Consider the following 24,992-nt stretch of genomic DNA (forward strand, 5'->3'; position numbering starts at 1 on the left):
AACTTTTTTGCCAGACTCAAGCAATACCGCGCCATTGCTACTCGATACGATAAGCGGGCCGTCGTTTTTTTGGGTGCCATACACCTGGCAGCTTCCGTCATATGGCTTAACTGATGACACGCCCTAATAAACTTACTCGATATACGAGAAATATTCGTTCTAAATCAAACGATCTTTACCGATTTAGAACGAATTGATCCGTATACAATCGACACCATGGCTTCTGTGCCAGCCTGACCGGTTCATCGGCGTGGGGGCGCCAGGAGTTTTGGGGATCCCCCCTCCCTTAACCAAAAACCCACAAAGCCCATATCCGCTCCTAATGCCAGCCTGCTACCCGTTCAGGGTTTCCGGTATCCTTGTGCATGACGCAGAGGAGAAACAACGGGAACCTCGTCTGAATTCATTCAACGCAAGGAGTGGGCTGTGAAAGGTATGAAAAGATATGCCGCCGTCGCCATGGCAGGACTGATGATGCTGGCGGGAGCCGCAGGATGTGTATCCGATGGCAAGGATGGAAAAAACGGTCAGAATGGTACGCCGGGTACTGAAGGCCCCCAAGGCAGCGATGGGGCAAAGGGCCAGGACGGCAGGGATGGTGCAGGTCAGGTGCTTGCCATGGAGCGCATCGGCCGCACCCAGTCCCAGGGATTCAATGTCAGTGCTGCGGAAATCGTGGCCTTTGACACCGTTCACAAGCGGATTTTTTCCGTGAATGCCCGGACAGGCCGGGTGGATGTCTTTAATGCGGAAACCCTCACCGATACGGCCATTCCTCTGCTCGTCAGTCTGGATCTCGGCGAGATGCTGGTGAATGCCGGAAAAGTTGCCGGTAAAAACCTTGTGGGTGCCGCCAACTCCATCGCCATCCATGGCGATCTTGCCGCTGTGGCGGTGGAAGCCAGCCCCAAAACAAATCCCGGCTGGGTGGTGTTTTTCCATACGGGAAATATGGGCTATCTGGAAGCCGTATCCGTGGGTGCCCAACCCGACATGGTGGCCTTCACGCCCGATGGCAGCCAGGTGCTTTCGGCAAATGAAGGGGAACCCGATGCGGGCTATCAGGTGGATCCGGAAGGCTCCGTCAGCATCATCCGCGTGGCGGATTATTCCGTGACCACCATTGGATTTGAAGATTTCAATGAAGGCGGCCCCCGCCATGGCGAGCTGCCCCTCAAGAAAATGGTGCTGGACGGGTACAGCGCAACCAACCCCGGCAACAGAGCCAGCGTTGCCCAAAGCCTTGAGCCGGAATACATTGCCTTCAATGAAGATGGCAGCCGGGCCTATGTGGCTCTGCAGGAAAACAATGCCATTGCCGTACTGAATCTCACCAACAACCGGGTGGAGAAAATCTGGGGCCTTGGTTTTAAAGATCACAGCATTCCCGGCAATGAACTGGACGCAGGGGATGAGGATGGCGGGGTCAGAATCAAAAACTGGCCGGTAAAGGGCATCTACATGCCGGACTCCATCGCCACCATGACCTTCAACGGAAAAACCTACCTCTTAACGGCCAACGAAGGGGACAGCCGGGAAGATTTTCTCACTGGGATCTCGGATCAGACCTCCTGCGAGGCTTCCGGTTATTATTTCCGCAGCGGTGAATGTCTGGATGAGGTGCGAGTCAAGCACCTTGTCTCCCGTGGAGGCCTGACCCTGGGAGCAGGCCTTGCCGGTCTGGATACGGATGCGAATCTTGGCCGCCTCAAGGCTTCCTACCACACTACCCGCATCCTGAATGGCAACAGCCGAACCAACGGAACGGACAAAACAAAGCCCATCGAAACCGTATATGCCTATGGCGGACGTTCCTTTTCCATCTGGGATGCGGAAACCGGAGAACAGATCTTTGATTCCGGCAACCAGTTTGAGGTGCTGACAGCCCTGCGCTACGGAGAAAAGTTCAACAACAATCACAGTGAGAACAAAGGCGACAGCCGCTCCGACGACAAGGGTCCGGAACCCGAAGCCATTACCGTTGCCACCATCAAGGGGCACACCTATGCCTTTATCGGGCTGGAACGCATGGGCGGCATCATGGTGTATGATGTCAGCAACCCCTATGCCCCCAGCTTTGTTCACTACATCAACAACCGGGATCTTGACGTAGAGCCTGCGGGAGATGCCACAAGCTACACATCCGATGCCGGAGATCTCGGGCCGGAGGGATTTCATTTTGTGGATGAAGCCTCAAGCCCCAGCGGCAGCCCCCTTCTCATCGTGGGCAATGAGGTCAGCGGCACGGTGGGAATCTATGAAATTAGAACCACCCCTCTCAACGCCCGGTAAACGGAAGTATAAAAGCCTGTTTTCAAGACACCCCGCCCCCTGCGGGAGGGAAAGCCCTTTTCCTTCCCGCAGGCCTTTTCTTCTTTCCATCAGTCCTAACGCAAAACGCATTTTTCCATGATCACGGCCTAATCTTTGCCCTGTAGAAGCTTCTGGACACTCCGCCTGACCCCGGTTCGGGGCAAGGGCTTTTTTTTAGCCCTGTCCCGGACTTTTTTCCCTGTGCGGGAAAAAAAGAGACAACCCGGACTCCGGGTTAAGGTGTTGGGGTTCAAGGTGTTCTCAAGACGGATTCCGGTGTTTCTTACCGAAAGGAGGCAGGATGCAGGCCGTTCTCAAGTTTCAGACAAGACCCGTGCCGGAACCGGTGATCCGGGTGCGGGGCCTCGGCAAGGTCTATGCCGGTGGTGTCCGGGCCCTGGATTCCATGGACCTGGATGTGGGGGCTGAAGAATTTATCGCCGTCATCGGATGTTCCGGTGCAGGAAAATCCACCTTCCTGCGCTGCCTGAACCAGCTTGTAACTCCCACGGAAGGGGAGATTGCCCTCATGGGCGAGCCCGTATCCGCCTGCTGCGGCAGATCCCTGCGCCAGGTGCGACGGCGCATGGGCATGATCTTCCAGCAGTTTCATCTGGTGCGCCGCCTTACGGTTCTCGAAAACGTGCTGGTGGGCCGCCTGCGCTTTAACGGCACGCCCCTGCGCCATCTCATGAGCGCTGTCCGAAAATTTCCGGCATCGGAGCGGGAAATCGCCTTTGACTGCCTGCGTCAGGTGGGCATTGCGGAGCTGGCTTTTCAGCGGGCGGACACCCTTTCCGGCGGACAGCAGCAGCGGGTGGCCATTGCCCGCGCCCTGGCCCAGGAGCCGGAAGTCTTCCTTGCGGATGAGCCCATCGCCAGCCTTGACCCCAGAAGTGCCCGCATTGTGATGGATACCCTGCGCCGCATTCAGGAGGAAAAAAAGATCCCTGTCATCGTGAACCTCCATCAGATTTCCGTGGCCAGAGAGTATGCGCACAGGATTGTGGGCATGCGTCAGGGGAAAAAGATCTTTGACGGTACCGTGGAGACCCTGAGTGAAGAGGTTATTTCAAATATTTACGGCCATATGCCCCAGGAACCTTCGCCGGAAACGGACCCCGAATGCGCCTACGCCTGACGGGGTTTTCCATACAGGGCCGGTTTTACCGGCAGAACATTTTCAGAAATCAGGAGGAATTCCATGAAAACCATGCTGCGCGTTCTTCTGACCCTCATGCTTCTTGGGGGGCTTTGTGTTTCCACCGTTTCCGCCGATCCCGGCGCATGGCCCAAAAAAATCCGGGTGGGCCTCATCCCCACCGAAGGCGGAGCCGACATCGTCACCCGCTTTGCTCCCCTCATGCAGCATCTGAAGGTTACCTTAGGCATTGATGTGGAAGCCATCAGTGCTTCGGACTATGCGGGACTTATCACGGCCATGTCCCACAAGAACCTGGATTTTGCCTACTTCGGGCCCAAATCCTATGTGGAAGCCGCAGACCGGGCCGGAGCCGAAGCCCTGGCTCTGGAGCTGAACATGGAAGGAGAAGCCGGATATTACGGCATTGTCATTGTCCGCAAGGATTCTCCTTATAAGAGCATGGAAGACTGCAAGGGTAAGGTTTTTGCCTTCACCGACCCCAACTCCACCTCGGGCTGTCTTGTGCCCAACATCCTCTTTTCACGGGACATGAAAGTAAAACCCGAGCAGTTTTTTAAGGAAATCAAATATTCAGGCTCCCATGGCGCTTCCATCCTTGCCGTGAAAAACGGGGCTCTGGATGTGGCCGCCACCAACAACATCGACCTTGATCGCATGATCGAAAAGGGTCAGGTGTCCATGGACGATTTCCGGGTTCTCTGGACCTCGGAGCTGATCCCAGGCGCGCCCATGGCAGCAAGAAAAGACCTGCCCGAAAGCCTCAAGGCCGCCTTCACCGGAGCCCTGCTCAAATTCAACGCCAACAAAGAAGGCCTGCACAAGCTCCAGAACGGTGGGTACATCCATACGGACGACAGCACCTACGACGTGATCCGCTACATGGATCGTCTGAAAAAAGAACTGGCCAAAGGGTAAAACATCAATTGGCCGGTGTTTTGACGACACCGGCCCTGCCTTACGGCCTGTTTTTTCCATGAAAGGAGATCGTTTTGGCCCAGCCCCTCACCCTGGAACAACTCACCCCCCGCGTCCCTTTTGCCCAAAAGGCCCTTTCCTCAAGCATCTGGACCCTGCTTGCCGTGGTGCTGGTGGCCTCCTGGATCTGGACGGGCATCCAGCCCGGCCTTCTCATCGAAAAAAGGGAAAACGCCTATACCTATCTTTTTGGGCGGAACCTCACCGTTTCTGAAATGGAGGATGCGCGGCAGCGGGCGGAACGCTTTCCCGCCCTCATGGCCTATGAGGAAGCCATGAACGAAATGCGGCAGAAGGCGGCTTCCGGCCACACCTTCCGCTCTTCCCTGGAGATGCAGCAGGAGGCCCGGAAGCTTTCCGAAGAACGCCTTGCCCGGATGCCGGAAGCAGAAATAAGACGCATTGCGGAAGAGGAATTTACCCGCCTCACTTCGGGCAGACGGGGGGGCTTTTTTCCTCCGGAAACCTCGCCCGTGGCCGTAAAGGGCTATCTGAAAGCCCTCACAGAAACCGTGGCCATCGCCATCTGGGGCAGTCTCTTTGCCGTGCTGGCCTCCATCCCGGCCAGTATCCTCGCCGCCGCCAACACCCTGGAAATCCTCGTTCCCGGAGAATCCGCCTTCCGCAAAAGCCTGCGCCACAGCCTGCGGTTTTCCGTGCGCCGCCTGCTGGACTTCTGCCGGGGTTTTAACGAATTCGTCATGGCCCTCATCTTTGTGGCCGTGATCGGTCTTGGACCCTTTGCCGGGGTCATGGCTCTGGCCATCCACACCTTCGGCAACCTTGGAAAAATCATCAGCGAAGGCATCGAGGCCATCGAGCCGGGACAGGTGGAAGCGGTGAACGCCTGCGGGGCAAGCCCCCTTCAGGTGGTGAGCTTCGGTGTTTTACCGCAGGTCATGCCCCTCATTGTGAGTTACAGCCTGCTCCGTTTTGAATCCAACGTGCGCAGCGCCACCATCCTTGGTTTTGTGGGGGCAGGCGGCATCGGTTTTCTCATGTACGACAAGATCAACGGCTACCTTTACAGGGAAGTCTGCACCATGATGATCCTTGTCATTCTCAGCGTTATTCTCATTGATGCCCTCTGCACCCGCCTGCGGCGGCGTTTCATCTGAAAAGGGAGTCTTATGCAGAACCTGCAAACCGTCCGGCAGCACAGCCACGGCATCCTGGCCAGAGCCGAAGAGATTCAGGCCAGGCCCCTCTGGGAAGCCCTGGCCCCGGAACTTCCCGCCTACACCCGGCTCCGGGGGCCAGAGCCGGGCCTGATCATGGTACAGGGCCGCATCGCAGGGGATGGCAGCCCCTTTGCTCTGGGAGAAGCCACCGTAACCCGCTGCACCATTCAGCTCTCCTCCGGTGTCCGGGGAACGGGCCATGTGCTGGGACGAAGCGCCTTTCTTGCGGAAATCACCGCCGTGGCCGATGCCCTGGTGCAGGAGGAAAGCATGCGGCATCTGGTGGAAGAAGGGCTGCTCCAGCCCCTTCTTGCCCTGCAAAAAAAGAAAGCCCGGCTGCGGGATGCCGAAACAGCGGCCACCCGCGTGGATTTTTTCACTCTGGTCAGGGGAGACTGACATGCCCGCTCTGTCCGAATCTTTTCAAAGCCTTCTTCCGGGATTTGAAGATCCCGTCCATGATGCCCAGGCCGTGTTCCGCAAAACCCTTGAGGCCATGAGTCGTCCGGGCCGCATCGTGGACCTGAACCTGCCCCTCAGAAGCCCGGATGCCGTGCATCCGGCCTTTGCCTGCCTCTGCCTCACCCTTTTTGATGCAGACACCCCGGTCTGGCTGGACCGGGATCTGCCCCGCTTCAGGGAATGGCTTTCCTTTCATACGGGCTGCCCCCTGACCCCCCATCCGGAAGAAGCGGCCTTTGCTCTGGTGACGGAGGGCCGGGCCGAACTGCCCTGGGAGGCTTTTCCGAGGGGAAGCCATGAACGGCCGGAAATCTCCGCTACCCTGCTCATTCAGGTGGAAAGCTTTGACAAAGGAACAGAGCTGAAACTTTCCGGGCCCGGCATCCGCAATGTGGAAAAGGTTCAGGTCAAAGGACTTTCCTCCTCCTTTTTCCAGCACAGAAACGCCTGCGCCCTCCTTTTTCCCATGGGGATTGACTGCTTTTTTGTCTCCGGCACCCGTCTTATGGGTCTGCCCCGCACCACAGGGATGGAGGTGAGTTCATGTATGTCGCGGTAAAGGGCGGAGAGCGGGCCATTGACAACAGCCATGCCCTGCTGGCGGAAAAAAGACGGGGCAGACAGGATGTGCCCGAGCTGGAGGTGGATCAGATCCGGGAACAGCTGGGCCTGTCCGTGGATCGGGTCATGGCCGAAGGCGGACTCTATGATCCGGAGCTGGCGGCCATCGCCATCAAACAGGCCAGGGGCGATCTGGTGGAGGCGGCCTTTCTCATCCGCGCCTTCCGCACCACCCTGAGGCGCTTTGGCCTGAGCCTTCCCGCAGAAACCGGCACCATGGCTGTGGAAAGGCGGATTTCCGCCATCTACAAGGACATTCCCGGCGGTCAGGTGCTGGGTCCCACCTGTGACTACACCCACAGGCTTCTGGATTTCTCCCTTCTGGAAAAGGCCCGCCCCGATGCCGGGCGCTCCATTTCCGGAGAGGCGTCTTACGAGGATTCTTCCGGAGATCTTTCCGCCATGACACGGGTGGCGGATCTGCTGCGGGCCGAAGGGCTTTTGCGGGAAGAGGCACTCTCCCCTGCCCCTTCCGGATCCAGAGTCTCCGCTGACCTCACCCGCGAACCCCTGCGCCTTCCCGCAGACCGGAATCTGAGGCTTCAGGCTCTGGCCCGTTCCGATGAGGGCTTTCTTCTCTCCATGGGCTATTCCTTTCAGCGGGGCTATGGGGGCGACCGCCATCCCTTTGCTGCGGAAATCCGCACAGGCGGGGTCGCCGTGGAATTTCTTCCCGAAGAACTGGGCTTTCCCGTGGTGATCGGAGAACTTCCCCTCACCGAATGCCTGATGACGGCGGCGGAAAACGGCGGAGAAGAAAGACCCGGCCTTGTGCCCGGATACGGCCTTTCCTTCGGAGGCAACGAGCGCAAGGCCATGAGCATGGCCCTTGTGGATCTGGCCCTCTGCGATGCGGAACGCAAAGGCCGGGTGGAAGCCCCTGTGCAGGATCAGGAATTTGTTCTGCTCCACGGAGACAATGTGGAGGCCTCCGGCTTCACCTCCCACCTCAAACTCCCCCATTACGTGGATTTTCAGAGCGAAGTGCTGGAGCTGAAAAAACGGCAGCAGCACTGGGACGGAATGCGGGAAGAAAAAGAAAGCCGGAGCAGAAAGGAAAGCGCATGATACCGGGCTACAATTTCGCCTATCTGGATGAGGAAACCAAACGCATGATCCGCCGCGCCCTTCTCAAGGCCGTGGCCATTCCGGGCTATCAGGTTCCCTTTGCCAGCCGGGAGATGCCCCTTCCCTACGGCTGGGGTACGGGGGGCATCCAGCTCACGGCAAGCCTTCTCGGCAAAGAAGATGTGCTGAAGGTCATGGATCAGGGAGCGGACGACACCACCAACGCCGTGAGCATCCGCCGCTTCTTTGAAAAAACCGCAGGCGTGGCCACCACAACGGAGACGGAAAGGGCCAGCCTCATCCAGACCCGGCACCGCATTCCCGAAACCCCGCTCCGGGAAGACCAGATTCTCGTTTATCAGGTGCCCATTCCCGAACCCCTGCGCTTCATCGAGGCCAGCGAGCTCAGAACACGCAAGCTCCACGCTCTGAAAAGCTACGGGATTCTCTATGTGAAGCTTTATGAGGACATCGCCCGCCATGGCCGCATTGCCACCGCCTTCGACTACCCCGTGAAGGTGAATGGCCGCTACATGATGAGCCCTTCGCCCATCCCCAAGTACGACAACCCAAAGTGTGACCTCATGCCCGCCCTTCAGCTTTTCGGAGCCGGAAGGGAAAAACGCATCTACGCCGTGCCGCCCTATACCCGGGTTATCAGCCTTGATTTCGAGGATCATCCCTTTTCCGTGGAAAAAACAGGACGGGCCTGCGCCCTCTGCGGCTCAAAAGACAGCTATCTGGATGAGATTGTGGTGGATGATGCAGGGGGAAGGCTTTTCACCTGCTCGGATACGGATTTTTGTGAAAAACGGCGCAGGGCGCGGGAGGCGGCATGATGTTTTTTGGCAATGAACAGGCCTTTCCGGAACGCCCTGCGATTTTAAAGGATCAGCCCATCCTGAAAGTTTTGGGCCTCAGCCGCTTTTACGGACCCCTTACGGGCTGTGCGGACATTGATTTTTCCCTCTGGCCCGGTGAGGTGCTGGGGGTGGTGGGCGAATCCGGTTCCGGAAAATCCACCCTCCTCGCCTGCCTTGCGGGCTTTTCGCCCTTAAGCCGGGGAGAAATCCATTATACGGGCCAAAACGGCACCATCCGTCTCGACAGGGCGGACGAGGCCCTCAGGGAAAAACTCATCACCACGGAAATGGGCATGGTTTTCCAGAATCCCGCAGACGGCCTGCGCATGGGCATTTCCGCAGGGGGCAACATCGGAGAAAGGCTCATGGCATCGGGCTGGCGCCATTACGGCAGGATCCGGAGCCTTGCCGAAGAATGGCTGGACAGGATGGAAATCGGCGCAGACCGCATTGACGATCTGCCCGCCCACTTTTCCGGAGGGATGCGCCAGAGGCTTCAGATTGCAAGAAACCTCGTTTCCCGACCCCGCCTCCTGTTCATGGATGAGCCCACGGCCGGGCTGGATGTTTCCGTGCAGGCAAGGCTTCTCGACATCCTGCGCAGGCTTGTGGCCGAGCTGGGCCTTTCCGTGGTCATGGTCACCCATGATCTGGCCGTGGCCCGCCTCCTCTGCCACAGGCTCATGGTCATGAAGGAGGGCCGGGTGGTGGAAGAAGGACTGACGGATCAGCTTCTTGATGATCCCCACCATCCCTATACCCAGCTTCTCGTGTCTTCGGTGCTGCAAACCTGAAAAAAGGATTTTTATGCGAAAAAAAGGGGATGTTCCCTTACTGAAAAGTATTTTTGTACGGATTATCGGCATTGTTCTGGTGCTGACCACACTGATCCTCATCTCCATGGGGGCATGGCAGTACCTCGAAGCCAGAAATAATCTGGAAAAATCTTTGAATGTGGATGCGGATCTGGCCATCCAGAGGATGGCTCTGGCCCTGCAGGAGCCCCTTTATAATTTCGACATGAATCAGGCGGAATCCATATCCCGCTCAGAGATGCAGGATCACCGCCTGCTGGCTCTGGCTCTTTCCGATCCGGAAAACAAAAAACAGATCCTGCTTTTGGGAAGGGGCCCTTCAGGGAAAACCGAAAAAATTCAGACCCTCCCGGAAACACGTCAATTTCAGCGGCAGGAACCCATCCGAAAGGGAGAGGATACGGTAGGTCATCTCCTCATCCTCATGGACCCTGACTTTTTTCAGGAAAACCTCCAGAAGATCCTGATCAATACGGCTGCAACCATTTTTTTTCTGAACCTGTTTCTTCTGATCCTGATGCTCTTCAGCCTGAGGATAATGGTATTCAGGCCTCTGGGCCAGATGATTCATGCCATCCGGGAACTGGCGGAGGGCGAAGGCGATCTGACCCAGCGCATTGCCGAGGGCAAGGGTAATGAATTCAGCCAGGCGGCACACTGGCTCAACCGGTTCATTTCCCAGCTCCACGACATCATGGCCCATATCCGGAACAATGGCGAAAAACTGAGTGTCTCCGCCACAGGTCTTCTGAAGATTTCAGAAAAAATGACAGCGGATGCCGCAATTTCTGCGGAACGTGCGGCCTCTGTTGCAAAGGCCGCAAAGGAAATGGGCAGCCGTGTGGACAGCATCACATCTGCCATGGAAGAAGCCGCTACCAATACGTCCATGGTAGCGGCTGCCGCCGAAGAGATGACCTCCACCATTGATGAAATTGCCCAAAATGCGGAAAGCGCACGCAGTGCCACACAAAATGCCGTGGATCGGTCCGAAGGTGCTTCTGAAAAAATGAAAGAGCTTGGCAGGATTGCCCTTAAAATCGGTCAGGTAACGGATTCCATTACAGAAATTTCTGCACAGACCAATCTTCTGGCCCTCAATGCAACCATTGAAGCGGCCCGCGCCGGAGAAGCCGGAAAAGGCTTTGCCGTTGTGGCGTCTGAAATCAAAACACTGGCGACACAGACAACCACAGCCACCGGCAATATCCGCAACATCATCGATGCCGCACAATCGCTCATCCATGAAGCCACAGGAGAAGTGCTTGATGTCAGTCAGGCCATACAGGCCACCAGTAACATTGTCACGGTCATCGCCACAGCCGTTGAGGAACAGTCTTCCGCCACACGGGAAATCTCCGGCAATGTTCTTCAGGCGGCACACGGCATTCAGGAAGTGAATGAAAGCATGATCACCATGGGTGAACTGGTGCAGAGCATCCGGAAAGAGATTGAAGGCGTCAATCAGATTAATGGAGAGATGAACGCCACCAGCGGCAAGGTCAATGAAAGGGCGCGGGACGTTGCTTCCATGTCTGAAAACCTTCAGCAGCTTATCCAGCGATTTGTACTGTAAAAATCACACAAGGCCACAGACCCGAAAGGATGCGCTCCATGAAAACGTTCATCAAAATTCTTTTTGTCCTTATGGCTTCGGTCAGTTTTACCCTGACCGCATCCGGAGAAACCCTCAAAGGAGCTTCCCTGAACTGGGAACCCTATATCGGTACTGAAATGCCACGGGAAGGTTATGTGGCAGAAGTGGTACGGGAAGCCCTTTCTGCGGAAGGCTACAATCTGGAAATACAGTATATGCCCTGGGCACGGGTTGTGGCCATGTCCAAGGCCGGTCAGTTTGACCTTTATTTCCCGGAATATTACGCGGAAGAACTAAAACAGGATTTTTTCGTATCCGACCCCTTTCCTGGCGGCCCTCTGGTCTTTTTCCAGAAGAAAGGTGCCAACATCACCTACACAAAACTTCAGGATCTGAGATCCTATACCATTGGTGTGGTGCGGGGGTATGTCAATACACCGGAATTTGACAGTGCGGATTATCTCAAGAAGGAAGAAGTGACGGAAGACCTTCACAATTTCCTTAAGCTCCAGGCAGGCAGGGTAGATCTCGTGGTGGCGGACAAATATGTGGGCCTGCATCTCCTCCGCAGCCAGACAACAGACAGATCCCATGAGGTGGAGATTATTGAACCGCCCCTTATTGTACACGATCTTTTTGTCTGCTTTCCCAAAAACACCAAGGATGCTGAAAAAAGAATGCAGGCTTTCAACAAGGGCTTGAAACAGCTTAAGGATTCCGGTCGTCTTCAGAAAATCATGGAGAGTCAGGGATTCTGATCCTTCACTTGTAACTGTTTGGATGTAGATCTCTTGCTTAAAGAGTCATCAAAAAACGGGCTGCGGTTTCATGACAACTTGAAAAACATCCGCCGTACTCTGCATTTAAGGGTACGGTCGCCTCATCAGGGAAGGAGTATGAACATGAAAGATTGGCAGGTACGTCTTTGCGATGTGTCCAAATCCTTTGTGCTGCACACCCAGGGAAGCGTACGCATTCCCGTGCTGGACGATTTTTGCATGGATCTTTTTCCCGGAGAGTGCCTGGCCCTCACAGGCCGCTCCGGTGCGGGAAAAAGTACGGTGCTGCGGCTTCTTTACGGCAACTACCGTTGTGAGGCCGGTCAGATTCTCGTCCGGCACAGGGGGGAAGAGGTGGATATGACCCGGATTTCCGAACACGAGATCATGGCTGTACGCAGGGAAACCATCGGGTATGTGAGCCAGTTTCTCCGGGTGATTCCCAGAATCCCGGCCCTGGATCTGATCATGGAACCCATGCTGCGGCGGGGAGCGGATGAAAAGAAGGCGCGGGAAAAGGCTGCAATTCTTCTGGATCGTTTAAGCATACCCGAGCGGCTTTGGGGCCTTTCACCCACCACCTTTTCCGGCGGCGAGCAACAGCGCGTCAATCTGGCCCGAAGCTTTGCCGTACCCTGGCCCGTGATGATTCTGGATGAACCCACGGCCTCCCTGGATGCAAAAAACCGTGTCACCGTCCGGGAACTCATTGGTGAAGCAAAAGCTTCGGGCACGGCCATCATCGGCATCTTCCATGACGAGGCCGACCGCCAGAGTGTGGTCACCCGCACCCTGGAAATGGCCCATCCCGTGGAGCCGGGACATTATGCCGCATAAAACAGAAGCGTATAAGGATAGACCGTATCCGGAAGAATCCCAGGGGAGGGGCCGCCTCATCCTCATGACGGGAAATGCGGGCAGCGGCAAGGACACGGTGATGCAGACCTTAAAAGAAATCTGGCCCGCATCCCTGGGCAGGCTCTCTACGGTGAGACGCTGGATCACCCGACCTTCCCATGCCTCCGAACCCTTCATCTCCGTGGCGGAATCCCGCTTTTTCCATCTGGAGGCCAGGGGAGCTTTCTGGATCTTCTGGCGATCCCACGGCCTGTATTACGGGGTTCCCCGCAAGGTAAAAACCTGGCTGGACAGGGGCGATACCGTGATCCTCAACGTCAGCCGGGATATGGTGGAAACCCTGCGGCTCCGATGGCAGCCCACTCTGGTGGTCTTTCTCTGGACTCCCCTTGAGGTGAGCCTTGAACGCATGGCCCGCCGGGGCCGCGAAAAACCGGATACGGAAGCCTATCGCAACCGCATCCTCCGGGCGGAAAGCCTGCCCGTGTTCGCAGAAGCGGATCTTCTTCTGGACAATACGGGGCCAGCCCTTGAAACGGCGGCCCTTCTGCTGCGCCATATCAGAGGCAGGGAATACGCATGGGAAAGGAAAGAAGGGGCATGAGCAAGACTGTCTGTCTGTACGGAGGCCCGCTCTTTGACGGGCAGGTGCTGCATTCCGATGCGGCCATTGTCTTTGACGGAGAAGGTATCCTTGAAATTGTGAGTGGCAGGAGAAAACCCGCTGCGGATCTGCATGTGGATGTGGAAGGGGCCTTCATTCTTCCGGGTCTTGTGGATCTGCATTCCGATGCCGTGGAAAAGTGTGTGGAAATGCGGCCCGGTGTTTTTTTTGACACGGATTTTGCCATCCTGAATCTGGATCGCAGGCTTGCGGCCTGCGGCATCACCACCTTCTGCCATGCCTTGAGTTTCGGGCAGGAGGAGGCCGGACTCCGGGCCAGTGAGGCGGCCCTGGAACTGGTGGATCGCATCCGCCATTTCGCCGCATCGGAAGAGGCTTCCCTGCGGCACAAAATCCATGGTCGCTACGAGGTGGGCACACCGGATGCCGGAAAAACCCTCAGCCATCTTCTGGAAGCAGGATTTCTCGACATGGTCTCCGTGATGGATCACACGCCGGGGCAGGGACAGTTCCGCACCTTTGAATCCTACAGGGACTATTACACCCGCAGCCACGGGGTGAGTGAAGAGGAGCTTTTTGAGGTGGCCCGCCGGAAAAACGACCTGCGGGATGCGGGATGGGAAACCATGGGACGGATGGCACAGCAGATCCGCTCCTTACAGATTCCCTTCATGAGCCATGATGACGACACAAAAGAAAAAATCCGGCTCATTGCGGCACTCGGGGTCAGTGCCAGCGAATTTCCCGTTTCCATGGAAGCGGCCATGGCCGCACGGGAAGAAGGCATGAAGGTCTTCATGGGAGCGCCCAACCTCTTCCGGGGCAAATCCAGCAGCGGACAGCTGGCAGCGGCGGACACCGTGGTCGCAGGACTCTGCGACGGTCTCATCAGCGACTATTATCCCGAATGCCTGCTCCAGACCCCCTTTGCGGCCCACAAAAAGCTGGGCATTCCCCTGGAAAGGGCCTTCGGTCTGGTCACTTCCGGGCCGGGCTCCTTTCTCGATCCGGAAGGAAGAACGGGGCAGCTCCGGCCGGACGGGCCTGCGGATCTCGTGGTGGTGAAAACGGGCTGCCTTGCCCGTGTGCGGGAAACCTGGGTGGCGGGACGGCGGGTGTACCGGGCGGGGTGAGGATCCAGACATTCAAAAAACGCCTTTTTTTCGATTTCCGCATGCCGACTCCATCTTTCCGTTCAAGGTCTTAAGATGGATCGGCCCCGTATTCCCAGGCATTTCATTCTCAAAATCCGAAAAATTCACAGCATATCAAAAACCTTCCAGGCCAGCCGCGTTCAGCCCCCCGGCGTACGCGAAGGCTCAGACCTTCAGATCCAGATGGTGCACCCTGCCCACCTTCCCCGTTTCACTCAGAACAAGTCCTGTACTCTGGATGCGCCCTCCCTTTTCCCCTCCCACATCCATGGGAGTGGCCACACGGGCAAGGCCGATGGCGCCAATGCCCATTTCCGCAAGGGAGCGGCCTGCACCTGCTGTCCCATCTTCGGGATGCCAGATCCGGAGCTTTGAAAACACCGAATCACCGGAATCGATCCATCCATTGCCATCGCTGTCATAGGCGGCCAGATCCGCAAAACCGTCACCGGATTGGGTTCCGAACAGCTCTTTACCATTATCCACACGGCCGTTACCATTGCCGTCCAGAAATAAAAAACCCGCGCCCCTGGAGGGCATACCCAGGGATTCCTCCTGCCCATTCCCCGTGAGATCAAAGGTAAAACGGGCATTGCCCATGGTCACCGGGCCGTCCATGGAAATCACAAGAGGATCCACAAGGTTCACATCCCTTGCCATGAAGCTCTCTTCCTTTCTGGACTGCATCTGCATCACAGAAAAGGTCAGGGTCCGGCCATCTGCGGTCACCACCTCTCCCTGGGCCATGAAAAGGCTTTCCTGGCTCGTGCGGGTGTGTACCACTTCCTCAATGCGAAAGGCCGATCCCTGGCCTCCGGAAAGGATGTCTTTGGGAAACTCCGGCACAGGTTCAGGCCGGAAAAAAGGAGTCTCCGCTTTTTTTCCGGTGAGGGCTTCAAGAATCAGCTGCACAAGGCGCTTGCTGGTCTCAAGATCAATGTGTTTCAGCCCCCGGTCACTGACCCCTGCACTCTTCAGAAGGGAAATGCTTCCACCCAGGCCCTTTCCGGGACGTTCTTCCTGTTTCAGAGGATTTTCCACCACCATGCGCAGACTGCGCTGGGTCTGCACCTCCTGCCGGGAGATGCCCACCATCTGAAGGGATGAGGATACAATCTGCATGGCTGCCTCCTTTCAAGGTCCACAGGTTCATGTCTTTTTCTATCGGATCTCCCCTTGAAAAACTGAACCCTCCTTTCTCAAAAAGTTTTTTTCACCATTCAAAGAAGAGACGGTCGGATCAGCCGATTTTTCCGGCATGCCATCCCGATTGACAAAAAAAATCCTTACTGCATGATTGGAGCAGGCCTTGGGCCTGTCCCGGAGCCACAGCAAGGCCAGGCAGAACCAAAAAGGCAGGGGGCAGGAACTCTGGATCCTGGTTGGATCTTCCCCACAATCCGAAAGTCTTTTTTCTCACCCCGCAATCAGGCTTGAATCCAAAGTCCCTGAAATGTTATGAGGGAACGTTGTGGCATCCTCTGGGGATTTTCTCTGGCAGGAAAAAAACAAATGCGGAGCATCTATGGAATCCAGAATTCACTACGTGGCCTCAGGGCAGTTTCTTGTTGCTGCGGACCAACAGCCCCTGATCCTCAAGGCGCTCCTGGGCACCTGCGTCGGTGTCGCCATCCATGATCCTGTGGCCGGTGTGGGGGGGCTTGTGCATATCCTGCTTCCGGACCCTGTTTCCGGATCTCAGGGGAACCATCCTGGCAAATATGCCAGTACAGGCATACCCGCCTTTCTGAAAGCCCTCATTGAAAAGGGTGCCCATCCGGACAATATGCGCGCCACCATAGCGGGTGGCGCGCTTGTGGGGCCTGTGAGCGAGCAGGACATGGCCTTAGACATCGGAGGTCGCACCGCAGAACGGGTGCATCAGCTGCTTAAACGCTATCAGGTTTCCATTGCAGCTTCGGAAACCGGCGGTTTTTTCACCTGCACGCTCGAGATCGACCTGAACACCGGCAAAAGCCGCATTCATCCCTCAGGCCTGCTGCGGGATCCGGAGGAAGCCTTTCATTACGCCCCCCCTTCAGCAGATGCCATTGCCGCCAGTGTGAAAGCCCTCAAACCCATTCCCCAGGTGGCTCTCAAGATTCTGCGCATGGTCACCTCCGAGGACGCCGACTTCAGGGAAATTGCCCATGAAGTGCGCCGGGATCAGGTGATCACAGCGCAGACCCTGCGCATGTGCAACGCCGCCCTCTACGCCAGCCGCAACCAGGTGGCTTCCATTGACGACGCCCTCATTCTCCTTGGGCAGGAAACCCTTGTCAAATCCATCATTTCCGCGGCACTGAAGGATTTTTACAGACAAAGCGACTCCGTTTATTCCCTGTGCAAGGGAGGCCTTTTTCACCACGCCATCGGCACAGCCCTTGTGGCCGAGCGGCTCGTCGCTCACACGGGCATTGCCCATCCGGCCACAGCCTACACCGCAGGCCTGCTCCACGATATCGGCATGGTGGTCCTGGATCAGCACATCACCTCCGCATGTCCGCTTTTTTACAGGGGCATGAAGCAGGAAAAACATCGTATTCTGGAAGTGGAACGCCGCATTCTCGGTGTGGATCACTGTGAGGTGGGGGCCAAGCTGGGAATCAAATGGGCCTTCCCCGAAAACCTGATTGAGGCCATCCGCCATCATCATCATCCGGAAAACAGCAAAGACCAGGACAAGCTGGCCTATATTGTTCACATTGCCGATCTCATCATGGCCCGTTTTCAGTCCGGCGTATTCCCCGAATCCAGTAAAGGCAGCCTCATTGAGAGACTGGCTGAGATCGGCATGAGACCCCAGGATCTTGAAAGCTTCATTGATACCCTGCCCATGGATGTCTTCAGCATGCAGCCAGAAAGCGTCCTTTACCAGAAACCAGGCCTTGCCCGATAAAGACCTGTACGAGAAGGCTTTAAAAAACATATGACCGTCGCCATCCAGACACTGCTGCGAACCCTTCCGGGAGTGGACACCCTTCTGCTGGAACTGGATTCCCATGAAACCTTTGCCCGCATTCCCCACAGCCTCAAAACCCGCATCATACGCGGAGTGCTGGAAGAGCAACGCAGAGCCATCCTTGACGGCCAGATTCAGGCGATCGAGACTGCTGGCAGCACCGCAACCCTCATGAACCGGATTCGCCAACAGCTTGAGACCGCACTCACCCCTCACCTCAGAAGGGTAATCAATGCCACAGGCGTTGTGGTGCACACCAACCTGGGGAGATCCCTGCTTCCCCGTCAGGCCATTGAACACATCCTCACCGTTGCTGACCAGTACAGCAACCTTGAATTCAACCTTGAAAGTGGCAGACGGGGCCTGCGCTATACGGCGGTTTCCTCCCTGCTCACGGAAATCACCGGCGCAGAAGCCGCCATGGTGGTGAACAACAATGCCGCAGCTGTTCTCCTCTGCCTCGACACCCTGGCCCGTGGAAAAGAAGCCATTGTTTCCCGTGGAGAGCTGGTGGAAATCGGGGGGTCCTTTCGCATTCCGGATGTGATGACCAAAAGCGGGGCCATCCTGAAAGAAGTGGGAACCACCAACCGCACCCACCTCAGGGATTATGCCCAGGCTATCACGGAAAATACCGGCCTTCTCCTTAAAGTCCATACCAGCAATTTTCAGATTCTGGGTTTTACATCCAGCGTTCCCATGGCAGAACTTTCCGCCTTGGGCCGCCAGCATGGCATCCCTGTCATGGACGACCTTGGCTCCGGCACCTTTATGGATTTTTCACCCTACGGCCTTGCCAAGGAACCCACGGTGCAGGAATCCCTCCAGGCAGGAGCAGACCTTGTCACCTTCAGCGGAGACAAACTCCTCGGCGGTCCCCAGGCGGGTATCATTGTCGGAAAAAAATCCTGGATCGAGGCCATACGCGCCAATCCCCTCACCCGTGCATTGCGCATCGACAAACTCACCCTGGCGGCCCTGGAGGGTACGCTGAGGCTTTATCGGGATCCCCGTGAAGCCCTTCTTGCCATCCCCACCCTGCGCATGCTCACCCTTTCCGAAAATATCTGTATCCGGAGGGCCCACACCCTTCAGGAACAACTGCTCCAACTGGACCTGCCTGGTATGGAAATTACCGTACGCCCCAGCACAGCCAGGGCCGGAGGCGGTGCTCTGCCCACCCAGGATCTTCCCAGCCGCTGCCTGTGCATCCGCAGTAGCGCCTGCTCCGCCGCAGCCCTGGAGCGCAGGCTCCGGGCCGCCAATCCTCCCATCATCGGTCGTGTGGAAGAAAACCTTTTCATCATGGATGTCCGCACCCTTCAGGATGGAGAACCCGAAACCATCGTCCGCACCTTTGCCACCCTTTTCAGTGCAAAATCCCCGGACCCCCAACCCGAAAAGGAAAGCCCATGAAGGCCCATGCCCTGCATCAGGAAACTTCAGATCCTTTTCTCCGGACCAACGGAACCCCAGGCCCTGGACCCTGTTCCCGGCCTCAGCCTGCGCCTGTGCCTCCGGAGCCCGTGCGCTTTTCCCCTCCCCAGACCCTCATTCCCCATTTCACAGGGCCCGCTTCCCCCCCCTTCGCCCTGCTCGCCCTGCGCCCTACACCGGACGCTCCGAAAAACACCGAGGCCCTTCTTCCCGCCCTTGCAGCCCTTCAGCACACGCATGGAGAAAAACTGCATATGGCCCAGGAAAATGACCTCTTTTTTCTGCTGCTTCTGGAAAACCCTGGGGATGAACCCCAGGAGATACTTGCCAGCCTGAAAAAACAAAGCCAGGGTATTTCCCTCAACATCGGGATTTACACCCATCCTCTGCCCGGCTTTTCTCCGGAACAGGCCCTGGATCAGGCACGCAAGGCGCTCACCCACAGCCATCTGCTGGGACCAGGGGCCACCACTTTTTTTGACGCTGTCAGCCTGAACATCTCCGGAGACGAGGCTTATCAGGAAGGCCGCATCGCCGAAGCCATCGCCGAATACGAGGCCGCCCTCATCCTGGATCCCCTTAACGCCAATGTCCTCAACAGCCTTGGGGTGTGCTTTGCCGTACTTCAGGACTTTGACAAAGCCCTGGAGGCCTTTGACCGCAGCCATGCGGCCGCCCCCCAGGAGGCCATGGCCGTCTATAACCAGGGACTGCTCCACGAGATGCAGGGGGCAAAGGAGAAGGCCTGCATTTTTTTTGAAAAGGCCTTACATCTCAATCCCTTGAGCTTTGAAAGCGCCTTTCACTTGGGGAGGATGCACATGGCCCTGGGAAAACAGGATCTTGCCCTGCCCTGCCTTGAAAAGGCCTGCGCCCTGAGACCGGAAAACGGGCCCGCCCTCGGCCTTCTTGCCCAAGCCTGCCTTGACGCCGGAGATCTTCCCAGAGCCTTTGCCTTCTTCCGCCAGGCCCTGCGCCGCATGCCACGGGATCCAGCCGTGCTCTCCGGGCTGGGCGCCTGCTTTGATCAAAAGGGAGAAAATCCGGACATTGCCGCCACCTTCTGCGAAGAAGCCCTGACCCTGGAACCCGGACGCGCCCTCTTTGCCCTTCGCCTGGCCCGTATCCGTATGCGGCAAGGCCGTTTTGAGGAGGCCGGGACACTTTTCATGCAGGCACAGGAAGGCGGCGAAACACTGACAGAAAAAGATCGGCTTGCCCTGGAAAGCGTCCTGCCACAGGCCCTGGACGCCTGATCCCGGATTCGGGGCCTGCCCGGATGCTTTTCATATTTTTCAGAAATCCCCCGTAGGCGGGTTTCTGCATCATCAAACCCGTGCAGAGTTCTGATTTTCTGTACCGCTTTTACAAATAAAGAAAGGGAAACCCTCATGCCCATTTATGAATACCACTGCCAGTCCTGCGGAAAAAATTTCGAATCCCTGGTGATGAAAAAAGACGAAATTCCCGGCTGTCCCCACTGCAATGGGGAACAGGTTCAGCGCCTCATGTCCGCCTGCGGCTTTATCAGTAAAGGGAGCGGAGCGGGAGGCGAAAGCACGGTGACCCGCAGTGCGGGTACTTCCGGATGTTCCGGATGCTCTGCATCCTCCTGCGCAGGCTGCGGAGTCTGAACCCTTCGCCCATAACCATGCCCGCTTTCCCACAAGCCGGGCTTTGACAAGGAAAACCCATGAAACCCGGAAAAGTGTATCTTATCGGCGCAGGTCCCGGCGATCCCGGCCTTTTCACCCTCAAAGGCCAGGAGTGCATGGCCCGCGCCGGTGTTGTGATTTACGATTATCTTGCGGCACCCGCCCTCCTGGCTCTGGCGGCAAAGGAGGCGGAATGCATCTATGTGGGCAAAAAAGGAGGGGATCACACCCTTTCCCAGGAAGGCATCAATCGTCTGATTGTGGAAAAGGCCCGCACGGGCCGCACCGTGGTCCGACTCAAGGGCGGCGATCCCTTCATCTTCGGACGGGGGGGAGAAGAAGCGGAAGTCCTCCAGGCCGAAGGCATTCCCTTTGAGGTTGTTCCGGGCGTGACCGCAGGGATTGCCGCTTCCGCCTATGCGGGCATTCCCCTCACCCATCGCAAAATGACCGCCACCCTGGCCTTTGTCACAGGACACGAGGATCCCACCAAGGAAGATTCCCGCATCGACTGGGAAGCCTTAAGCCGGGGCATCGGAACCCTGGTCTTTTATATGGGGGTAAAGAACCTTCCCCTCATCACCGCCAAACTTCTCCAGTACGGCCGGAGCCCTCAGACCCCGGTGGCTCTCATCCGCTGGGGCAGCACCAGCCGCCAGCAAACCGTTACCGGCACCCTCTCCACCATTGAGGAAGAAGTGCGAAAAGCGGGTCTTCAGGCACCTGCCATCATTGTGGTGGGAGAGGTGGTGGATCTGCGGGCAAACCTTGCCTGGTTTGAAAAGGAAAGACCCCTTCTTGGAAAACGCATCCTGGTCACAAGGGCAAGGGAGCAGGCCAGCGATCTTCTGCATCAGCTCACGGAATTGGGGGCCCATTGCATTGAAATGCCCACCATCCGGGTACAAGAACCCAAAGACCTAAGCGCCATGGACAGTGCCATTGAAAGGCTCAACCGCTACGACTGGCTGGTCTTCACCAGCGCCAATGGCGTAAAATATTTCTTTCAAAGACTTTTTGAGAAGGGGCTGGATGTACGCGCCCTGCATCAGGTAAAAACCGCCTGCATCGGTCCTGTGACCGCCCAACGCCTTTTAAGCTTTGGCATCCGCTGTGACATCCTTCCCGAAAGCTATCGGGCCGAATCTGTGGTGGATGCTTTCCGAACCGAAGCCATGGCCGGTCAACGGGTACTCCTGCCCAGGGCCGAGGAAGCAAGGAGCGTACTCCCTGACTCCCTGAGAGAGATGGGCGCAGACGTGGATGAGGTCACGGCCTATGTTACCCTGCCCGTGACAGATCAGGCCGAGGCCCTTGTCTCCATTCTCGAAAAAAAAGAAGCGGATATCGTCACCTTTACCAGCTCTTCCACGGTCAGAAATTTCAAGGCCCTGCTCCCTGAAAATCGTTTCACCGAACTCACGGACACCCTGAAGGTGGCCTCCATCGGTCCCATCACCTCAGACACGGCCAGGGCTCTCGGCTTTTCTGTGCACACCGAAGCCCTGGAATACACCATCCCCGGCCTTGTTCAGGCCCTCTGCCAGGACTGGGCCTGAGTCCGGCATCCTCTTTGCCTTCAGAAAACGTTTTCTGATGAAAAATCTGCGGGACGCCCCAGGGCGTCCCCTTTCTCTTTTCATCTGAAAGCTCTTCTCCAGCCCAGCCTCAAGGGCAGACCTTCCGGCCAGGCAGGTCTGAAAATCCCCTGCGATTCATGCCGCAGGTCTGGCTTTTTCCTCTCCGGAAGAAGCATGACCGAAAAGCGTTTCCAGTGCAGCGGCCCAGCCTGAGGCCAGCCCCACCTTCCGGGCGGCGGCCCGCATCTCCCGGTACTTCAGAGGCTGGCTCTCCATGACCCGGAACAGACCTTCAAGACAGCGCACCCAGGCATGGGTATCCTCTGCGGGCAGCACCCGTCCTGTTTTCCCGTCCTCCACAATCTCTTTTGGCCCGCCCACGCCGGACACCAGCACAGGCAGCCCGCAGGACTGGGCCTCCAGCACCACCATGCCGAAGGTATCCGTGGTGCTGGGGAAAAGCAGAAAATCCGATCCGCCGTAAAATTCCGGCAGCGCCTCCCTTTCCACCCTGCCCGTACACGTGACGCGTCCTTTGTGCTGGTGGCGGATGGCCTCCAGATCCGGCCCTTCTCCCACAAGCAACAGATGCACATCCCGTCCCCTTTCCCCCAGCATCCGGTGGATCTCCAGGATACGATCCAGCCCCTTGTCTTTGGAAATCCTTCCTGCATAGAGAAGAAGATGGCGGGCCGTGATGCCGTATGTTTTTTCAAGACGCTTCCGCGCTCCGGGCCGGGGGGCAAAAAGGCCTGTATCCACGGCGCGGATGAAAAGCCGCATGCGGGATCGTTCCAGCCCCCTTGCGGAAAGCAGATCCATGTAACTCCGGCTGGGTACGAGAATTTCATCGGCAAAGGAATAAAAGAAACGCGTGGCGTTTTCCACGATATCAGAAAGGGATTCATTGCCTGTGATGGCTTTTGCCTGGGCTGCAAAATCCGTGTGATACACGGCCCGACAGGGCAGGTTGAGAAGCCTTGACAGAAGAAGACCCAGAATACCTACGGGGCCGGGTGTGGAAATACAGATCTCATCCGCCTCAAAGGCGCCAAGCTTCTGGATGGCGGTGAGAAGGGAGGGGGCCCGCACCTCAATGTGTTCATACCAGGGCAGGGGAAAGGAGAGGAAGGTCGCAAGGTCTGTGACCGTTTCCGGCACCTCTGCACTTCCGGGGGGCAGACAGGTCAGGATGCGGACGGGAAGCCCCTCCCGCTCCGCCATGGTCGCGATCTCCCGGAGGGTGGCGGCCACACCGTTCATCTCCTGAAAGGTATCCGTGAACCAGAGAACTTTCTTATCAAAGGTTCCGGATTCGAGGTGCGTGGCCTTCAGTTCACAAAGCAGCCTGCGGCCATCCTGCATGTGACGCAGGGTCATGAAAAAGGGAATGGAGAGGAAAATACCGGGAAGAAGAGATGCAATATTGCGGATGACGTGGTCGAAATTGCCCCTGCGCACATCGCTTACGATGGAAAGGAGAATGTTTCTGAAAAAAGCGTCGGATACCCTTGTGATTTTGTCATACACCCCTTCCAGCCAGGCTTCCGGATTCTCTTCTCCTGCCTCCGGCCCCGGACTCTCCCGCAGTGCGGCAAGGAGAAGACGAATCTGCCCCTCTTCCCCGGTTCTGATCTCAGGCTTCCCGTAAGTTTCATCCCCTCCCTGGGGATGCAGGATGGCATCCCCCAGCCGGGAAAGAACCGAGCGGTGCAGGGGAGTACTTTCCGTGAGGGAAAAATCATAGGCGATCTTGTACAGGGCAAAGGCCAGGGATTTGGCGTCATTGTGTTTTCCCTGGGCCAGACTCTCCCTCTTTTTCAGGGCATGGAGAAAGGCTTCGGGGCTGGCCCCATCGGCAAGGGTGCAGGCCTTGGCGATGAAAAGCCCGGAGTGGTCGTCGGAGCCTCCCGTAAAGCCCTTGATCCAGGGTTTTTCTCCCATGGGCAGGATGCCGTGTTTTTTTCTGAGATTTTCCAGCTTTTCCGGGGTGAGGGCCTGAAGGGCCGCCGTCCAGGTGGTGTTGGAAGCCTGACTGCGGGCACCGTTGATGCCCTCAAAGACATTGAAAAGCAGCATGAGCTTTTCCAGAATATCGAGGTTCAACCTGCCGTTGATGGCATAGGTGGCATGGGCTACGGAATGGGCAATGTCCTGCTCCCGGATCAGCTCCCGGAGGGCATAGATGTCCCTGCGGGTCTTCTGCACCTCCGCAAACTGGGATTCCGAAAGGCCATAGAGAAGGAGGTGGATCTTGCAGCCGTTTTCCGGAAAATAGGTGGTGGATTCCACCCCTGTGAAAGCTTTGTCCGGATAACGTTCTTTAAGAAGAAGGGCCGCGTCCATGCAGTTGTGATCCGTTACCGTGACAAAATCCATGCCCCTTGCCAGCGCCTGGGCATAGATGGTTTCCGGCGGGGTATAGGATTCCGAGGCACCGATGCGCTGGAGAAACCAGTTGGCCGGACGTTCGGAGTAAAGGGAGTGGACATGGAGATCGACTCTGGCCATGGTATTTCCTTTCATGGGCAAGGAGGGGGCTTGGGAAAAAATCCGGCGGGACGCAAAAGCGACCGCCCGCGCCCTGAAAGGCTAAGGCAAGGATGTTTGTGCTGTATTGGGAAGAGATTGGGATTGGGTGTGACCATTTGCATGGAGCTGAAAGGTGGCAGAGAGCGAGGCTTCCGGGAGAGCAGATTTAAACGGCAGGCCAAAGCATATTCCCTGAAGCTTGCCTGCATTTCATGGATGGGATAGGAAAGCGTAACTGCGTATGGGGTATTTTGCCATGACAACAACTCCGGATCTGTCCGGCAGACGGGAAGACATCATGCGACATCTGGATGTGAGGGAAGCGGATATTCCCCTGATCTGCGGGTTCC

The 24,992-nt window shown here is 57.0% G+C and carries 22 protein-coding genes; 20 read left to right on the forward strand and 2 right to left on the reverse strand.

From position 1 onward, the window contains the following. The 15 genes from RBR60_RS12780 to RBR60_RS12850 form a co-directional block, all read left to right on the forward strand. A partial coding sequence (locus RBR60_RS12780; RefSeq protein WP_413815467.1) for a transposase occupies window positions 1-114 on the forward strand: 114 nt, incomplete at its 5' end. A 321-nt stretch (window positions 115-435) separates the two neighbouring features. Beyond that, window positions 436-2,292: a choice-of-anchor I family protein gene (locus RBR60_RS12785; RefSeq protein ID WP_320357442.1), complete on the forward strand. Its 1,857-nt coding sequence runs from the start codon at window positions 436-438 to the stop codon at window positions 2,290-2,292. A 322-nt stretch (window positions 2,293-2,614) separates the two neighbouring features. Beyond that, window positions 2,615-3,454, forward strand: a complete 840-nt coding sequence (gene phnC / locus RBR60_RS12790; protein WP_320357383.1) for a phosphonate ABC transporter ATP-binding protein — start codon at window positions 2,615-2,617, stop codon at window positions 3,452-3,454. Between the two features lie 63 nt (window positions 3,455-3,517). Next, a complete protein-coding gene (phnD, locus tag RBR60_RS12795; RefSeq protein ID WP_320357385.1) occupies window positions 3,518-4,393 on the forward strand; it encodes a phosphonate ABC transporter substrate-binding protein in 876 nt (291 codons plus the stop codon). A 74-nt stretch (window positions 4,394-4,467) separates the two neighbouring features. Further along, window positions 4,468-5,571, forward strand: coding sequence for a phosphonate ABC transporter, permease protein PhnE (gene phnE, locus RBR60_RS12800; RefSeq protein WP_320357387.1), 1,104 nt, complete (start codon window positions 4,468-4,470; stop codon window positions 5,569-5,571). A 12-nt stretch (window positions 5,572-5,583) separates the two neighbouring features. Then, window positions 5,584-6,033 (forward strand): phosphonate C-P lyase system protein PhnG, encoded by a 450-nt coding sequence (gene phnG / locus RBR60_RS12805; RefSeq protein ID WP_320357389.1) that lies wholly within the window; start codon window positions 5,584-5,586, stop codon window positions 6,031-6,033. 1 nt (window position 6,034) lies between these two features. Then, complete coding sequence (gene phnH / locus RBR60_RS12810; protein WP_320357391.1) at window positions 6,035-6,655, forward strand: phosphonate C-P lyase system protein PhnH; 621 nt, start codon at window positions 6,035-6,037, stop codon at window positions 6,653-6,655. After that, a complete protein-coding gene (locus tag RBR60_RS12815) occupies window positions 6,640-7,785 on the forward strand; it encodes a carbon-phosphorus lyase complex subunit PhnI (protein WP_320357393.1) in 1,146 nt (381 codons plus the stop codon). Before phnH ends, RBR60_RS12815 begins: the two co-directional genes overlap by 16 nt. Then, complete coding sequence (locus RBR60_RS12820; RefSeq protein ID WP_320357395.1) at window positions 7,782-8,624, forward strand: alpha-D-ribose 1-methylphosphonate 5-phosphate C-P-lyase PhnJ; 843 nt, start codon at window positions 7,782-7,784, stop codon at window positions 8,622-8,624. Before RBR60_RS12815 ends, RBR60_RS12820 begins: the two co-directional genes overlap by 4 nt. Then, on the forward strand, window positions 8,621-9,442 hold the full coding sequence (phnK, locus tag RBR60_RS12825) for a phosphonate C-P lyase system protein PhnK (RefSeq protein ID WP_320357397.1): 822 nt from the start codon (window positions 8,621-8,623) through the stop codon (window positions 9,440-9,442). The genes RBR60_RS12820 and phnK overlap by 4 nt, the downstream gene beginning before the upstream one ends. A gap of 13 nt (window positions 9,443-9,455) precedes the next feature. Beyond that, entirely contained in the window at window positions 9,456-11,039 is a 1,584-nt protein-coding gene (locus tag RBR60_RS12830; protein ID WP_320357399.1) for a HAMP domain-containing methyl-accepting chemotaxis protein, read from the forward strand. A 38-nt stretch (window positions 11,040-11,077) separates the two neighbouring features. Next, the gene (locus RBR60_RS12835) at window positions 11,078-11,818 is read left to right on the forward strand and encodes a substrate-binding periplasmic protein (protein ID WP_320357401.1); all 741 of its coding nucleotides are present in this window, start codon (window positions 11,078-11,080) and stop codon (window positions 11,816-11,818) included. 144 nt (window positions 11,819-11,962) lie between these two features. After that, a complete protein-coding gene (gene phnL / locus RBR60_RS12840; RefSeq protein WP_320357403.1) occupies window positions 11,963-12,676 on the forward strand; it encodes a phosphonate C-P lyase system protein PhnL in 714 nt (237 codons plus the stop codon). Next, window positions 12,666-13,301 carry a hypothetical protein gene (locus RBR60_RS12845; RefSeq protein WP_320357405.1) on the forward strand — a complete coding sequence of 212 codons (636 nt, stop codon included), beginning with the start codon at window positions 12,666-12,668 and terminating at the stop codon, window positions 13,299-13,301. Before phnL ends, RBR60_RS12845 begins: the two co-directional genes overlap by 11 nt. Continuing rightward, complete coding sequence (locus RBR60_RS12850) at window positions 13,298-14,455, forward strand: alpha-D-ribose 1-methylphosphonate 5-triphosphate diphosphatase (RefSeq protein ID WP_320357407.1); 1,158 nt, start codon at window positions 13,298-13,300, stop codon at window positions 14,453-14,455. Before RBR60_RS12845 ends, RBR60_RS12850 begins: the two co-directional genes overlap by 4 nt. Window positions 14,456-14,641: 186 nt before the next feature. On the opposite strand, the gene RBR60_RS12855 is transcribed toward RBR60_RS12850, so the two are convergent. Further along, the gene (locus RBR60_RS12855) at window positions 14,642-15,598 is read right to left on the reverse strand and encodes a hypothetical protein (protein WP_320357409.1); all 957 of its coding nucleotides are present in this window, start codon (window positions 15,596-15,598) and stop codon (window positions 14,642-14,644) included. Between the two features lie 403 nt (window positions 15,599-16,001). Between RBR60_RS12855 and RBR60_RS12860 the strand changes: the two genes are divergently transcribed. The 5 genes from RBR60_RS12860 (at window position 16,002) to cobA (ending at window position 22,089) form a co-directional block, all read left to right on the forward strand. Further along, window positions 16,002-17,375 carry an HDOD domain-containing protein gene (locus tag RBR60_RS12860; protein ID WP_320357411.1) on the forward strand — a complete coding sequence of 458 codons (1,374 nt, stop codon included), beginning with the start codon at window positions 16,002-16,004 and terminating at the stop codon, window positions 17,373-17,375. Window positions 17,376-17,405: 30 nt separating this feature from the next. Continuing rightward, entirely contained in the window at window positions 17,406-18,854 is a 1,449-nt protein-coding gene (gene selA / locus RBR60_RS12865) for an L-seryl-tRNA(Sec) selenium transferase (RefSeq protein WP_320357414.1), read from the forward strand. After that, entirely contained in the window at window positions 18,851-20,131 is a 1,281-nt protein-coding gene (locus RBR60_RS12870) for a tetratricopeptide repeat protein (protein ID WP_320357416.1), read from the forward strand. Before selA ends, RBR60_RS12870 begins: the two co-directional genes overlap by 4 nt. Before the next feature lie 135 nt (window positions 20,132-20,266). Next, complete coding sequence (locus RBR60_RS12875; RefSeq protein ID WP_320357418.1) at window positions 20,267-20,509, forward strand: zinc ribbon domain-containing protein; 243 nt, start codon at window positions 20,267-20,269, stop codon at window positions 20,507-20,509. 59 nt (window positions 20,510-20,568) lie between these two features. Next, window positions 20,569-22,089 (forward strand): uroporphyrinogen-III C-methyltransferase, encoded by a 1,521-nt coding sequence (gene cobA / locus RBR60_RS12880; protein ID WP_320357420.1) that lies wholly within the window; start codon window positions 20,569-20,571, stop codon window positions 22,087-22,089. Between the two features lie 156 nt (window positions 22,090-22,245). On the opposite strand, the gene RBR60_RS12885 is transcribed toward cobA, so the two are convergent. Then, entirely contained in the window at window positions 22,246-24,621 is a 2,376-nt protein-coding gene (locus RBR60_RS12885; protein ID WP_320357422.1) for a glycosyltransferase, read from the reverse strand. Window positions 24,622-24,992 lie beyond the last annotated feature (371 nt).

Source organism: Desulfobotulus sp., from assembly GCF_034006065.1.
Taxonomy (GTDB): domain Bacteria; phylum Desulfobacterota; class Desulfobacteria; order Desulfobacterales; family ASO4-4; genus Desulfobotulus.

Excerpts from the sequence above, each read along its gene's own strand:
- RBR60_RS12785 (WP_320357442.1), top strand. The coding sequence starts at position 436 with ATGAAAAGATATGCCGCCGTCGCCATGGCAGGACTGATGATGCTGGCG.
- phnC (WP_320357383.1), top strand. The coding sequence starts at position 2,615 with ATGCAGGCCGTTCTCAAGTTTCAGACAAGACCCGTGCCGGAACCGGTG.
- phnD (WP_320357385.1), top strand. The coding sequence starts at position 3,518 with ATGAAAACCATGCTGCGCGTTCTTCTGACCCTCATGCTTCTTGGGGGG.
- phnG (WP_320357389.1), top strand. The coding sequence starts at position 5,584 with ATGCAGAACCTGCAAACCGTCCGGCAGCACAGCCACGGCATCCTGGCC.
- phnH (WP_320357391.1), top strand. The coding sequence starts at position 6,035 with ATGCCCGCTCTGTCCGAATCTTTTCAAAGCCTTCTTCCGGGATTTGAA.
- RBR60_RS12815 (WP_320357393.1), top strand. The coding sequence starts at position 6,640 with ATGTATGTCGCGGTAAAGGGCGGAGAGCGGGCCATTGACAACAGCCAT.
- RBR60_RS12820 (WP_320357395.1), top strand. The coding sequence starts at position 7,782 with ATGATACCGGGCTACAATTTCGCCTATCTGGATGAGGAAACCAAACGC.
- phnK (WP_320357397.1), top strand. The coding sequence starts at position 8,621 with ATGATGTTTTTTGGCAATGAACAGGCCTTTCCGGAACGCCCTGCGATT.
- RBR60_RS12830 (WP_320357399.1), top strand. The coding sequence starts at position 9,456 with ATGCGAAAAAAAGGGGATGTTCCCTTACTGAAAAGTATTTTTGTACGG.
- RBR60_RS12835 (WP_320357401.1), top strand. The coding sequence starts at position 11,078 with ATGAAAACGTTCATCAAAATTCTTTTTGTCCTTATGGCTTCGGTCAGT.
- phnL (WP_320357403.1), top strand. The coding sequence starts at position 11,963 with ATGAAAGATTGGCAGGTACGTCTTTGCGATGTGTCCAAATCCTTTGTG.
- RBR60_RS12845 (WP_320357405.1), top strand. The coding sequence starts at position 12,666 with ATGCCGCATAAAACAGAAGCGTATAAGGATAGACCGTATCCGGAAGAA.
- RBR60_RS12850 (WP_320357407.1), top strand. The coding sequence starts at position 13,298 with ATGAGCAAGACTGTCTGTCTGTACGGAGGCCCGCTCTTTGACGGGCAG.
- RBR60_RS12855 (WP_320357409.1), bottom strand. The coding sequence starts at position 15,598 with ATGCAGATTGTATCCTCATCCCTTCAGATGGTGGGCATCTCCCGGCAG.
- RBR60_RS12860 (WP_320357411.1), top strand. The coding sequence starts at position 16,002 with ATGGAATCCAGAATTCACTACGTGGCCTCAGGGCAGTTTCTTGTTGCT.
- selA (WP_320357414.1), top strand. The coding sequence starts at position 17,406 with ATGACCGTCGCCATCCAGACACTGCTGCGAACCCTTCCGGGAGTGGAC.
- RBR60_RS12870 (WP_320357416.1), top strand. The coding sequence starts at position 18,851 with ATGAAGGCCCATGCCCTGCATCAGGAAACTTCAGATCCTTTTCTCCGG.
- RBR60_RS12875 (WP_320357418.1), top strand. The coding sequence starts at position 20,267 with ATGCCCATTTATGAATACCACTGCCAGTCCTGCGGAAAAAATTTCGAA.
- cobA (WP_320357420.1), top strand. The coding sequence starts at position 20,569 with ATGAAACCCGGAAAAGTGTATCTTATCGGCGCAGGTCCCGGCGATCCC.
- RBR60_RS12885 (WP_320357422.1), bottom strand. The coding sequence starts at position 24,621 with ATGGCCAGAGTCGATCTCCATGTCCACTCCCTTTACTCCGAACGTCCG.